This is a genomic window from Escherichia marmotae, from assembly GCF_002900365.1.
In the GTDB taxonomy this organism is placed as follows: domain Bacteria; phylum Pseudomonadota; class Gammaproteobacteria; order Enterobacterales; family Enterobacteriaceae; genus Escherichia; species Escherichia marmotae.
The window spans coordinates 441749-454419 of sequence record NZ_CP025979.1; the positions used below are offsets into that span (position 1 = coordinate 441749).

At 51.4% G+C, this 12671-nt stretch carries 13 protein-coding genes and 2 pseudogenes; 3 read left to right on the forward strand and 12 right to left on the reverse strand.

Translation table 11 applies throughout. From position 1 onward, the window contains the following. Positions 1-3: 3 nt before the first annotated feature. From C1192_RS02175 to C1192_RS02210, 8 genes and pseudogenes are all read right to left on the reverse strand, one after another. Positions 4-159: pseudogene (locus tag C1192_RS02175) on the reverse strand (flagellar basal body-associated FliL family protein); the annotation flags it as partial. Beyond that, a pseudogene (locus C1192_RS02180) lies at positions 158-991 on the reverse strand (flagellar hook-length control protein FliK); the annotation flags it as partial. The pseudogenes C1192_RS02180 and C1192_RS02175, both read right to left, overlap by 2 nt. After that, positions 988-1431: a flagellar export protein FliJ gene (gene fliJ / locus C1192_RS02185; RefSeq protein WP_000807573.1), complete on the reverse strand. Its 444-nt coding sequence runs from the start codon at positions 1429-1431 to the stop codon at positions 988-990. The pseudogene C1192_RS02180 and the gene fliJ, both read right to left, overlap by 4 nt. A gap of 18 nt (positions 1432-1449) precedes the next feature. Further along, positions 1450-2823, reverse strand: coding sequence for a flagellar protein export ATPase FliI (gene fliI / locus C1192_RS02190; RefSeq protein WP_000213265.1), 1374 nt, complete (start codon positions 2821-2823; stop codon positions 1450-1452). Continuing rightward, positions 2823-3509 carry a flagellar assembly protein FliH gene (gene fliH, locus C1192_RS02195; RefSeq protein ID WP_016248834.1) on the reverse strand — a complete coding sequence of 229 codons (687 nt, stop codon included), beginning with the start codon at positions 3507-3509 and terminating at the stop codon, positions 2823-2825. Before fliH ends, fliI begins: the two co-directional genes overlap by 1 nt. Continuing rightward, positions 3502-4497 (reverse strand): flagellar motor switch protein FliG, encoded by a 996-nt coding sequence (gene fliG / locus C1192_RS02200; RefSeq protein WP_000067961.1) that lies wholly within the window; start codon positions 4495-4497, stop codon positions 3502-3504. The genes fliH and fliG overlap by 8 nt, the downstream gene beginning before the upstream one ends. Beyond that, positions 4490-6148, reverse strand: coding sequence for a flagellar basal-body MS-ring/collar protein FliF (gene fliF, locus C1192_RS02205; RefSeq protein WP_038355077.1), 1659 nt, complete (start codon positions 6146-6148; stop codon positions 4490-4492). Before fliF ends, fliG begins: the two co-directional genes overlap by 8 nt. 113 nt (positions 6149-6261) lie before the next feature. Next, positions 6262-7590: an IS4-like element IS4 family transposase gene (locus C1192_RS02210; protein ID WP_103194765.1), complete on the reverse strand. Its 1329-nt coding sequence runs from the start codon at positions 7588-7590 to the stop codon at positions 6262-6264. Positions 7591-7800: 210 nt separating this feature from the next. Here C1192_RS02210 and fliE point away from each other — a divergent pair, with 210 nt between their 5' ends. After that, positions 7801-8115 carry a flagellar hook-basal body complex protein FliE gene (fliE, locus tag C1192_RS02215; protein WP_038355612.1) on the forward strand — a complete coding sequence of 105 codons (315 nt, stop codon included), beginning with the start codon at positions 7801-7803 and terminating at the stop codon, positions 8113-8115. Between the two features lie 404 nt (positions 8116-8519). Here fliE and pliG read toward each other — a convergent pair whose 3' ends face one another. Together pliG and C1192_RS02225 are read right to left on the reverse strand one after the other, a co-directional pair. After that, entirely contained in the window at positions 8520-8921 is a 402-nt protein-coding gene (pliG, locus tag C1192_RS02220; RefSeq protein ID WP_016248822.1) for a g-type lysoyme inhibitor PliG, read from the reverse strand. A 193-nt stretch (positions 8922-9114) separates the two neighbouring features. Then, positions 9115-9519 carry a DUF1398 family protein gene (locus tag C1192_RS02225; RefSeq protein ID WP_000373061.1) on the reverse strand — a complete coding sequence of 135 codons (405 nt, stop codon included), beginning with the start codon at positions 9517-9519 and terminating at the stop codon, positions 9115-9117. Between the two features lie 326 nt (positions 9520-9845). Here C1192_RS02225 and zinT point away from each other — a divergent pair, with 326 nt between their 5' ends. Beyond that, positions 9846-10493: a metal-binding protein ZinT gene (zinT, locus tag C1192_RS02230; protein WP_077784584.1), complete on the forward strand. Its 648-nt coding sequence runs from the start codon at positions 9846-9848 to the stop codon at positions 10491-10493. 125 nt (positions 10494-10618) lie between these two features. On the opposite strand, the gene yedF is transcribed toward zinT, so the two are convergent. Together yedF and yedE are read right to left on the reverse strand one after the other, a co-directional pair. Continuing rightward, positions 10619-10852 (reverse strand): sulfurtransferase-like selenium metabolism protein YedF, encoded by a 234-nt coding sequence (yedF, locus tag C1192_RS02235; protein WP_000790504.1) that lies wholly within the window; start codon positions 10850-10852, stop codon positions 10619-10621. Next, positions 10849-12054, reverse strand: coding sequence for a selenium metabolism membrane protein YedE/FdhT (yedE, locus tag C1192_RS02240; RefSeq protein WP_038355611.1), 1206 nt, complete (start codon positions 12052-12054; stop codon positions 10849-10851). Before yedE ends, yedF begins: the two co-directional genes overlap by 4 nt. Positions 12055-12240: 186 nt before the next feature. Here yedE and yedD point away from each other — a divergent pair, with 186 nt between their 5' ends. Further along, positions 12241-12654, forward strand: a complete 414-nt coding sequence (yedD, locus tag C1192_RS02250; protein WP_001516567.1) for a lipoprotein YedD — start codon at positions 12241-12243, stop codon at positions 12652-12654. Positions 12655-12671 lie beyond the last annotated feature (17 nt).

A 12671-nucleotide genomic window follows, 5' to 3' on the forward strand; every position in this document is an offset into this window, starting at 1 on the left:
TCGTTATCGCAGAATAAAAGCGGTATACAGCACGTCGGTGACATCCTGTTTCGGTTGCCCGGCAACAAGCGGGGTGGAGAGTATGGCTTTAATCGCGGCAATCAGCTTTTGCTTGCCTTCTTCGGTTGCCAGCACGGCGGCATCCTGACGCGAAAACATCCACTTTGAGGGAGATGTGCACTTCACCTAAATCCTGCGGGTGCAAACGCAATTCAGCGCTTTGTTGCCCCTGACGGGTAAACAGTGAAATATGTTGGCTTAAGGATTGTTGCCATTCATGGGAACCCAGCGGGGCACTCAAAACAGGCGCTGCGACGGTGGGCAGAGGCTGCATCTGGTGTGGAGTGATTAGCGGGCTGGCAGCAGCAGTCACTGGCGAAGGTGTGCTGATGACTTCCGCTTTGCTCTGGGCTTCAGCTACCAGCGGTGTTAATGGCTGGACTGACGCTTCAGCGGTGTCGCCAGGCTGTGCTGTTGTGCGTTGCGCAGAAGTCAGTTTTGTGGGGTGTGCTGGCTTTTCTGTCGGTAACACGGTTGATGGTGTGTCAGTTACTTTGGGCGTATTGTCAAAACCCGGCAACATTGCGAAAAGGGCGCTCAGGCTGGCCGCGGCGTCTTCATTAAGATCATCCGCTTTTTCGTCTTTTGCCGTGTCTTTGTCTGGCACCGCAGCCAGCGTAATCGCCTGAGCGGTGATTAATGGTGTTGATGTGGATTGTTCGTCGTTGATGACGGGCGGTGTTCCATCCACAGAGATCCGTAAATCTGGTTGTTGCGCGTCGTTCTGAATATCGCTGACCAGCGGCTCGACTTTGATGACAAGTTTATCTGTCGCCACCAACAATGGGGGCGTAGATTTGTTGTTTGTTGTCTCGCCTGCTAATGCTCCGCTCAACAAAACGAGAAAATCTTGTGCGCTATCGGTGGCTTTACCGCCGGACAGCGTGGTGGTGTCAACGTCAGCGGTAATCAAGGGCGCTAAGCGAATCATTCTGGTTTCCTCATGGCGGCGCGCTGGGCAAACTCATCCATCTTTTTCTGATCGAGGCGGTTTTCTGCTAACAGTGCCGCCGTGGATTGCCGTTCCTGCAGTGTCTGCCAGGCCTGCAAACGTTGTTTCTTTTCCCGCCAGTTATTCAGGGCAACATCAACTTTCTGTGTCCACTGTGTAAGTTGCTGGTGGTGCTGAGTAATGGCTTTTTCCAGCGTCTGGATAAATTGCTGATAGTTAATCCAGCGATTGCTGGTCATTCCTGCACTCATATCGCTATTCAGGTTGTTACGATATTCATTCTGATAATCGATCAGCATTTTGAGTTGCTCTTCTGCCTGCTGGCATCCGCGACGCATTTCACCCAACAGTCGTGCGGCGTTATCCACCTCTTTTTCTGCCAGATCTTTCAGGGTCGCCAGTGCGCCATGTTCTGCCATCTGCTGTTATCTCCTGAGTTATGACACCGTTGGGAAAATGTGCTCCAGCCCCTGGAGAGAGTCTTCCCAGTCCGCGCGTTCAAAAATGCCTTGTTGCAAATAGCCCTCAAGCTGCGGCCATAAGGCGATGGCTTTATCGAGCATGGGATCGCTGCCTTTGGCATAAGCACCAACGCTGACCAGGTCGCGGTTGCGCTGAAAACTCGACAACAACTGTTTGAATGTGCGCACCCGCGCGTAATGTTGCTCGCTGATCAGTGCTGTCATTGCACGGCTGATTGACGCTTCAATATCAATTGCCGGATAGTGTCCGGCTTCCGCCAGACGACGAGACAGTACGATGTGCCCGTCGAGGATCGCCCGCGCGGAGTCGGCAATCGGATCTTGCTGATCATCACCTTCGGTGAGCACGGTATAAAAAGCGGTAATCGAGCCGCCGCCGCTGATGCCGTTTCCGGCACGCTCGACCAACGCCGGTAGTTTGGCGAATACCGATGGAGGATAGCCTTTGGTGGCAGGCGGTTCGCCAATCGCCAGCGCAATTTCACGCTGAGCCATCGCGTAGCGGGTGAGGGAATCCATAATTAGCAACACATGCTGACCCCGATCGCGAAAATCTTCGGCAATGCGCGTGGCATAGGCGGCACCTTGCATTCGCAGGAGCGGAGAAACATCGGCTGGTGCGGCAATCACCACCGAGCGCGCACGCCCTTCAGCACCGAGGATATTCTCAATAAAATCTTTTACTTCGCGTCCACGTTCACCAATTAAACCAACGACAATCACATCTGCACGGGTGTAACGCGCCATCATCCCCAGCAACACACTTTTGCCGACGCCGGAACCGGCAAACAGCCCCATACGCTGCCCGCGTCCGACGGTAAGCAGGGCATTGATTGGACGCACGCCCGTATCCAGCACGTGCTCAATCGGCGTACGTTGCAATGGGTTAAACGGCGGGGTAATTAATGCACCGGTTTCAGTCGTATCGGGAGAGGGCTGGCCGTCGAGTGGTTTACCGCTACCGTCCAGAACGCGACCTAACAACGCCGGACCGAGCGGTAATTGCTTGCCGCTTTGCAATCCTTGTGGGGAGATGTTTTTGGCATAAACGCGTGCGCCAGGCAGTACGCCTTCCACTTCCTCCAGCGGCATTAAAAACAGCCGTTGACCGTTAAAGCCAACCACTTCGCTTTCCACTTCGTGAGTTTCAGCGCCGTTCTGGCGTTCAATCACACAGGTTGCGCCGAGCGGTAGTTGTAATCCGGTGGCTTCCAGCACCAGCCCGGTGGCGCGGGTTAATCGCCCGTAGCGGCGTACCGCAGGAAGTTGCGCAATTTTGGCTTCAAAGCTATCCAGCGAGGTTAACCAGCGTGTCAGGCGAGTGGTCATCACACCACTCCAGGTGCTGCCAGACGGCAGAGTTCTTGCCAACGGGTGGCGACACTGGCATCGAGATCGCCTTCATCGGCAGAGACTTTACAGCCGCCGGGATGCAGAGTTGGATCGCCGCGCAACCGCCAGCCGTGCAGGCTTAACGTTGCGCCAAGCATCTCATCGACGCGTTGCAGGTCATCCGGATGCACGCGTAACTGTGGTTTGCCGCTGAATAGCGGTTCCTGCTGTAGCAACTGCTGGATCTGTTTGATCAGTGCCGGGCTGTCCACCGTGGGCGTCTGACCGATCACCTGACGCGCCGCCTCCAGAGCCATTTGCATCAGCCGCGAAGCTATCACGCTATCCAGCGCGTCAAGGGTGGTCTGGAATTCGCTGACCAGTTGCTGCATCCGCGCATGAATCGGTGCTTGCTGAGATTTCGCCTGCACCAGTCCTTGTTCCAGCCCCTGTGCCAGACCCTCCTGATAGCCTTGTTCATGGCCTGTCTGGCGACCTTCGGCAATCCCCGCCTGATAACCTTGCTCGTGAGCCTGCATTTGCAGTTGTGCCAGTTGTTGTTCAAGGCTGGGTTCGATCTCTTCAGTGACGGTTTCTTCCGGCTCCATCAGCGGCACAAACTCTGCCTGTGGCGGCGCAAGATCGTCAGGCGTCCAGGTTTTCCACGGCAGGTTATCAGACATAGGTGTCCTCGCCGCTGCCAATCACCATTTCGCCGGTTTCGGCAAGGCGGCGCACAATCAGCAGAATCGCTTTCTGCTCGTTCTCCACCTGCGACAAACGTACCGGACCTCGGTTGGCGAGGTCGTCGCGCAGGATATCGGCGGCGCGTTGCGACATATTGCGCAGGAACTTCTCGCGCAGTGGCTGTTCGGCACCTTTCAGGGCGATCAGCAGCGATTCGGAATCCACTTCCTGCAACAGACGCTGGATACTGCGATCGTCGACATCCACCAGATTTTCGAACAGGAACATTTCGTCGATGATTTTCTGCGCCAGCTCACCGTCAAATTCACGCACGGCGGTAATAACCGCCTCTTCCTGCTGGGTTTTCATCAGGTTGATAATTTCGGCTGCTGTTCTCACGCCGCCCATTTTGCTGCGTTTGAGATTCTGACCGTCGAGCAGACCATTCAGCACTTCGGTCAGTTCCGCCAGCGCGGCAGGCTGTACACCGCCAAAGGTGGCGATACGCAGCATCACGTCGTGACGCAGACGTTCATCGAACAACGCCAGAATATCGGCGGCCTGGGCGCGCTTCAGATGTACCAGAATGGTGGCGATAATCTGTGGATGTTCATCGCGAATAAGATCGGCGGCACTCTGCGGCTCCATGAAGTTGAGCGTTTCTATGCCGCTGGCGGTGTCGCGGGTTTCGAGAATATCTTCCAGCAGGCTGGCGGCACGCTCTTCGCCCAGCGCTTTCACCAGCACCGAACGCAGATAATCGTTGGCGTTAATATTCAGGGCGGCGAACTGTTCAGCTTCTTGTTCAAACTCCGCCAGCACTTCAGTTAACTGTTTATTGGAGATCTGCGTGACATTTGCCATCGCTGCGCTCAGGGTTTGCACTTCGCGCTGGGAGAGGTGCTTGAACACTTCAGCCGCCCGATCTTCGCCAATGGTCATTAGCAAGATGACGCTTTTATCGGTGCCTGTCAGGTTACTCATCATCGTTATTTATCCACTGGCGAATGACCAGCGCTACTACGCGCGGATCGTTATCAGACATGTCACGGATACGCTGGCTCATTACTTCCGCTCCCAGACGTTGGTTAGCACGGCGTTGCTGCAATTGTTCGTCTTTGCTGAGGCGTACTTCCACCGCATCTTCCACTTCCTGGCGAGCCTGTGGCTGCTGTTGTACGGCGCTCGCCGCCTCGGTGCGGCGTGTTAACTGCGGGCGTACCGCTTTACGCCACAACAGCCACGCCACCAGTAGCACCAGCAACCAGCGTCCGGCAGCCAGCAGTTGATCGATAAACACTTGTTGTTGCCAGAACGGCAGTTCTCCACCGCTTTCGTCACCGCTGTTGAAGTGGGAGTTGACGACATTGAGTGAATCGCCGCGCTTTTCAGAAAAGCCCATCGCCTCGCGGGTCAGATCTTCAATTTGCTTCATCTGTTCGGCGCTCAGTGGCAGCGGTTTACCATCCGGCAGCGTTTTGTAATTCACCACGACGGTGACCGACAAACGTTGCACGTCGCCTACGTTCATTTTGGTATGACGAATAGTGCGATCGACTTCGTAGTTGCTGGTTTCATTACGCTGGGTGCTGCGCGGGCCGCTATTACTGGTGGTGCTTGTTTGTTGCTGACGGTTGTTTTGATTTGCCGGAGGTGTACTGATTGGCGCGTTATTGGCAGGCGCAGGCTGATTCGATAATGCGCCAGGCACGCCGCCAGGGTAACCGGAACCGCTTTGTTCGCTCTCATTCAGTTGACGGGAACGGAGCGCTGCCTGTGACGCATTGCCATTAGGGCGATACTGTTCTTCGGTTTGCTCTTTACTGGCGAAATCCAGTTGTGCCGTCACCTGAGCGTGAATATTGCCGTTGCCGACAACTGGTGACAGGATCGCTTCAATACGCCGCTGAATGCGACCTTCGACATCACTGGCATATTTTAACTGGACGTCATTAAGATCGCGCCCGCTGGTGCTGGACTGGGTTAACAGATGCCCACCCTGATCTACCAGCGTGACGTTACCCGGTGGCAATCCGGCTACCGCACTGGAAACCAGATGCACAATGGCACTGATTTGCCCTTCATCCAGCGCGCGACCAGGTAAAAGATTTACCGTCACTGATGCCGAAGGGGATTTTTGTTCACGGACAAATAAAGACGGTTTCGGCATCGCCAGATGCACGCGCGCTCCTTTTACCGGGCCGATAGTTTCGATGGTACGGGAAAGTTCACCTTCCAGCGCTCGCTGATAATTCACCTGTTCGCTGAACTGGCTGATACCAAACTTTTCCTGATCGAGCAGTTCAAAACCGACCGCGCCGCCTTTAGGCAAGCCTTGCTGTGCCAGACGCAGACGTAGCTCGTGAACTTTATCTGCCGGAACTTCAATCGCGCCGCTGGCTTCGCTGAAGCGGTAAGGAATATTCATTTGTGTCAGTTGGCTGACGATCGCACCGCCATCCTGATCGGAAAGATTGCTGAATAACGTGCGGTAATCAGGGGCTTTTGCCCACAGAATTAACGCGACCATCACTGCAACCGCCGCGGAGGCAGCAACAACCAAAGGTATTTTCGGATTTGCGCGCAGGCGATTAAGCCACTCAAGAGATTTTGTCTGGGCTGCAGTCGCATTCATCGCGCACCTCGTGGCAGATGATAGACAGCGGTATTGGCAAAGTGGAACAAGACGCACTCCCGGGTCAGCAAACTCGAAAAATTAACGGCCTCATTATTTGTAATGCCAGTCAGTTAAGCAACTGACTGGCTCTTTTTCGGGGCTGTGGGGTATTTCCAGGGCCTCTCCTTTACCACTCTCGGGAAGGCCCTTTCCCTTCTTGTCGGTAATTTCACAAGTTGTCCCATACTTGCAAGATCGCGCATCAGCTCCGGTATACGTCCCGGTGAAGCGCCCTGCAATGTCATCAGCATTCTCATCACCATTCCGCATGATTCTGAGAAACTCAGTTGATTCGGCCAGTAACCTTTCAGATGTTCTGCCATTTTAATCATCTGATATCTCACCAGATTATAAGCCAGTAAGACACCCCACAGCTCTTGCTCCACAAGCTCCGGCTTTTTACTTCTCAGCGTCAGCCTGCTCAGTTGCATCGTCTGTTTTATCTCCCTGTATCCCAGTTCGATTTCCCAGCGATGACTGTACAGATCCGCCATTTCTCCTCCGGGGAAGCGCATGGCGTCCGTCATCGACGTCAGCAGATGGCAGACTTTTCCTTTGCGCGTCACGGTCAGCAGGCGGGCTGTCACCTCATTTCCCAGTCCCGGCCACTTTTTTCGTGCCTGCGGGCTGGTTTTCAGCTTCACCAGATGATCGCCTTTACCCAGTTTTCTGATCTCTTCATATTGCGCTCCCTTTCTGAGAGGGATCATCCAGTGGCGGTGTTCTCCCGCCTGGCTCCAGGCATTTAACAGTCCCAGTGAGTAATAACCTTTATCCATTAACGTCAGGGTGTTATCGCCGGTTTGTTCTATAAGTTGCTCAGCAAGCTCATTTTCGCTGTTCTTCATCGTGCCGAAGGCTGCAGCCGTCAGCAGATGGCTGGTCAGTTCCATCTGGCAGACCATTTTGACCTGCGGGTAGAGCGCCGGGTTCCCGGCATGTGTCTGGCGGGGGAAGGCTGCATCGTTCTCTGGTGTATCCGGTGTGCGCCAGAACACACCATCGATGGCCAGCAGGGTCAGGCCGCACCAGTGCGGATGCGGCGTGGTGTTATGCCAGAGCTGCGCTGTTTTCGTGAACACGCGGCGGACAGCCTCACTTCCCAGGCGCTGGCGGGCCTGAATAACGGCACTGGGGGCAACGAAGGGGCGATTGCCCGGTAGCATGATGTCCAGGCGATTCACAATCTGGTGAAGAGGTTCTTTACGCTCAAGCGCCATGCCAACAATACACCAGACCATCATTTCGAGGGGAAGACGGCGCTTGCGTAGCGTTACAGTACCTGATTCGGCAAGGCAACGAGAGATGAGTTCGGGGTCGAGGTAATCCCCCAGAGAAGTCAGTGGGTTACGCAGAGAATCGTAACGGGATACCAGATCAAGGGCCTGTCCAATGTGCATAAAAAAATCCGGAAACGAGTGAGCGTTTCCGGATTCTTACACAACCACTGGATCGGTCAACTGATCCTTAACTGATCGGCATTACCTCATTATTTGTGGTTTTATTTTTTTCTATGCGCCAATTAACCCGTTTTTTTGTCTCTATTTAGCGCCTTTATCTTATTGACTTACTGGTAGGCTCTGCTACCAAGAATTGTCCGGGAGATGAATATGTCAGCGATACAGGGGATTGAAGGGGTTATCAGCCAGTTACAGGCCACGGCGATGAGTGCGCGTGCGCAGGGGACTCTGCCGCAACCGACCATCAGTTTTGCCGGACAGCTTCATGCTGCGCTCGATCGCATTAGCGATACGCAAACCACCGCCCGCACACAGGCAGAAAAACTTACCCTCGGTGAACCCGGCGTAGCGCTAAACGATGTGATGACCGAGATGCAAAAAGCGTCGGTTTCGATGCAAATGGGGATTCAGGTGCGTAATAAGCTGGTGGCGGCGTATCAGGAAGTGATGTCCATGCAGGTGTAGGTTTTGTAACTTGTTGACTATGAGAGTGAAAAGAAGCGCGGCTGTCGGATTGGAGCCGCGGGACAAGGTCCAAAATTATCTAAGAGTTGTTGAATTTCCCAGCTTCTGTTGAAGCATATGCATCTTACTAATAACTAAAAAAGGTTTAAACTAAAAAATTAACCGTATTTTCAGGTAAGTCTTACCGACATATCCTCACCGCATTCAGACGGTTAAAGAAGCCGTATTTAGCGCGTAAACAGGGCGCGGGGGTGTCCCTTATGCCAGCAGATTCAATCGGGTGGGAAGACTCCGGGTCATATTTCATGTGGCAGGAACAGCGTCATAGACAGCCTCTGTCTGTTACTGACAGTTATCCTCAGGTACAGGAAAGCAATGACGGGGATAGCCCCGTCAATTTCTGTTTACTCAATCTGTATGTTGACGCTGTATTTTTTTACTTTGTTTTTACGAGCGTCATTACGGGTTTGAAGCACTCTTAGCTCATATTTACCGGAAGCGGGAAGGATGTACTGACCATTGTCATCAAGCTCGGGAGAATATCTGGAGAGATCAACAGAGTCGCTAATTCCTGGCCCAAAGAGGACAATATCAGCACCCTCATTGGAGATACTGATATGCACCTTCTGGCCTTTTTTGGCATAGAAGTTATATGTGTCGTAATCGTACCCCTTTATCTCTCCTGAGTACTGGGCGCTACTATGCCCCTTTCTGAACTCAACATTAATGTCCTTGCCAGCGGCAGAGGCCGTTGAGGTTAGCAGTGCAAAAAGAAAAATGGCTTTACCTATACCATTGATTTTCATGTGTGTTCTCCTCAGTCAGGGTAAAACTGTTCGCTGTTATAATATAACAATTTTTGGCAGGCATTTTCCATGAACTTCCCGTCTGGGAGCTGCTATGGAGCGTGAGTGGTGTCAGAGAAGAGAAAATCAAGCCAGAGATAATCTGACAGATACCTGTACGGATAACTGTCAGATCTGAAATGAGCTAATACATCTAAATTAAGGGTTTATTGTTCTCAACATCTTCAATATATAAGAGTGTATTATCGATAGAATAGTAACGACGTTTATTATCGTTAACGTCAGTAACCCACCGGAAGACACCCGCATTCGCGAGCGTTATACAATATTCCCGAAAAGTAGATCTTCTGGCAATGTGAGTCCGGGCTGCTTTTATTACTTGCTCAGGGTTTTTAGTGGCACTGACTTTTAATAGATTTCTGCTTCCTCTTATTAACAATACCTTGTCATCGTGTGTAACGATCCTAATGTTATCTGTAGCAAGATAGTAAATGTAATGCGCAATATGATGACGTTTTAACTCTGTGTAAAACCAGGAAAAGTTTAGCTCCGTTCTCACTTGCTCAAACATCTTTTGGAAAATAGCAACCTGATCCATCAGGGGGAATAATCTCTTGTTGGTTGTGAGAGTTTGTAGTTTGCATGATTGGTGCTATTCCTTCAATCAGATCCGATGACTTAATGTTGTCTCTGTACTGCATTCATGATTTCCCGTTATTACTGGCAGCGCAGTAAGACAAAATCATTACAATAAAAGCTTTCAACGGCGCATTTTTTCAACGGTTGTAGTTGGTGATAAAGACGTACTAAATGTAGGGTTATGGTGCGTGTGTTTGGTTAGGTTTTGCTATTCGTTCTTCAGTGTTGTCTTTATTGAATGTTATGTTATAACATTATGTGATATTGAAGCGGAGGACAAACTGGATGATGGTTGTTAATAAATTGGCTTTTGCTCTGGGGTTACTATTAGCAGGCAACTATGCACTTGCTCATGGGCATCATTCACATGGGGCACCACTGACAGAAATGGAACAAAAAGCAGCAGAGGGTATTTTTGATGATAATAACGTGAAGGATAGATCCCTCGCTGATTGGGAGGGTATTTGGCAATCGGTGTACCCCTTGCTTCAAAGTGGTGATCTTGATCCTGTCTTTAAAATGAAAGCAGAAAAAGAACCGGGTAAATCATTCGCAGATATTAAAGCCTACTATCAGAAGGGATACATAACAGATGTTGACACAATTGGCATCGAAAATGGTGTTATGGAGTTCCATCGAGGGGAGGAGATGACTTCCTGTAAATATAATTACAGTGGGTTTAAAATACTGACATATAAATCAGGGAAGAAAGGTGTGCGTTATCTGTTTGAGTGCCGGGAACCAGCCAGTAAAGCCCCTAAGTTTGTGCAGTTTAGTGATCATATTATTGCCCCTCGTAAATCATCCCATTTTCATATATTTATGGGGAATACGTCACAACAGCAGTTACTTGAAGAAATGGACAACTGGCCAACTTATTATCCTTATCAGTTACAGACGAAAGAAATTGTGGATGAGATGCTTCACCACTAATTCATTCCTGCGTGGTCATAAAATATTGAGACTATTTTTCTGATATACCACGGACTTTCTGTACGTCCACAATGGAGAATTCGTAGCAAAGATACTCCCGCTGCCTGAAACAGCGGGAGAAAAGATTACTTCTGAATTAAATAACGAATGGTCGGCCCGTCTTGTTGGATATCCAGTACGGTATAGCCGTGGTTACGTGCGTCCAGTGGAATATTATTAATTGACTGCGGACAGTCGCTGACCACTTCGAGGATCTCGCCTTTTTTTAACTGCGGCATCGCCTCAAGGGTCGCGACCGCCGGATAAGGGCAGGGTTCGCCCACCATATCAAGACGGTAATCAGGAACGATATTTTTCATGCAATCTCCTTAGAAGTTTGCAGCGCCGCGCGGCGGAAGAAGCGTTTCTCCCAGCCGATAATCAACATCAGGGCAGCGAACAACAGTAAATATGTCACCAGCAGGCCGCCCATTGGGCCAAAGGTTTTCAGCAGGTTGATTTTGTCCCAGTCGGTGGCCAGTGCCGGGGCGAAGTCATCCCAGTAATAAGCCAGAATCGTTGAGCCGATAACATTACCCAGCCCAACCCACCAGTAGTGCACCAGGCCTTCCACTGCACGGTACATCCAGCCAGTTTCGCAGCCGCCCGCCAGCACAATACCAAAGCCAAACAGTAACCCGCCAATGACGGCGTTCGGGCCAGCCCACATGATTTTCGGTTCTACACCTAACTGTACGTAACTGAAAATACCGATGGCACTTACCGCCATACCGATAATGATCGCTTTCGCCATATGGGTACGCCCGGTGATCCACGTATCGCGGAACGCCGAAGTAAAGCAGATTTGCGCGCGTTCAATCAGTAAGCCAAAGCCGACGCCAAACAGCATTGCCAGCCCCAGCTTCGGTTGATTCATCGCCGTTAACAGCGCCCAGCCCAACATGCCAAAAAAGACCAGCATCCCGAGGCGGAAACGACGCCGTGCCTGATCTGGTTTTTGTGTTAGCGGTGAGGCGGCAGAGACTTTTTGCATTTTTACCGGGATACGGAAGACTGGCAGCAGAGTAAAGCGTGCACCAAACCATGAGCCAAGGGCGGTGGCGATGGCAAAGAACCAGGCGTGCAGTGAGAACTGCGGAATGCCAGTGAAAAATGCAGCCAGGTTACAGCCCATCGCCAGACGCGCGCCGAAACCAGCGATAATCCCGCCAATAATAGCCTGCATAATGCGGATACGGCTGCGCGGCATACGTAATTTAACGTTGTTGGCCCACAGAGCCGCGGCAAAACAGCCGCCAAACATACCAAGAATCATCATCCCGTCAATGCGGGTTAATGGCGATCCTTCCAGATGGATAATTTTAAAATAGCCCCACTCTTCGGCATGGACGCCAAACAGTTGCAGGAGCTGACCACCCCAACGGGTAAATTCGCCGGTAACAGCCCAAAAGGTGCCGGTGATGCCAAAATAATAAGTGGAGAGAATACCCGCCGCGATGACCGCAGGGATGGGGGCCCAGAATTTAATCAACCAGGCTTGTTTGAATTGCTGCCATGACATGTATATAGCCTCTGAACTCAGAAGGTTTGAAACAAGAGCCGCGAATAATACACCAGACAAATTCTTTTTCGTGGTAATAATTCACAAAAATAATGGTTAGATCAAATTTCTCTTTGGGCCTGGAAAGGCTGGCAGCATCAAGGCATTAATGCCACAATCTTCTTTTCTTCTCATGCAGGATGAATGATGAAAAAACTCGCAATTGCAGGCGCACTTATGCTGCTGGCTGGCTGTGCCGAAGTTGAAAATTATAACAATGTTGTGAAAACGCCCGCGCCAGACTGGCTGGCGGGCTACTGGCAGACTAAAGGGCCGCAACGTGCTCTGGTCAGCCCGGAAGCGATAGGTAGCCTGATTGTCACTAAAGAGGGTGATACGCTGGATTGCCGTCAGTGGCAGCGGGTGATTGCTTTACCGGGTAAGTTGACGCTGATATCTGATGATCTCACTAACGTTACTGTCAAACGTGAACTGTACGAGATTGAGCGTGACGGTAACACTATTGAATACGATGGCATGACGATGGAACGCGTGGATCGACCAACGGCTGAATGTGCTGCTGTGCTGGAAAAAGCGCCGTTGCCGACGCCACTACCGTAATGAAATATCCCCGGTTT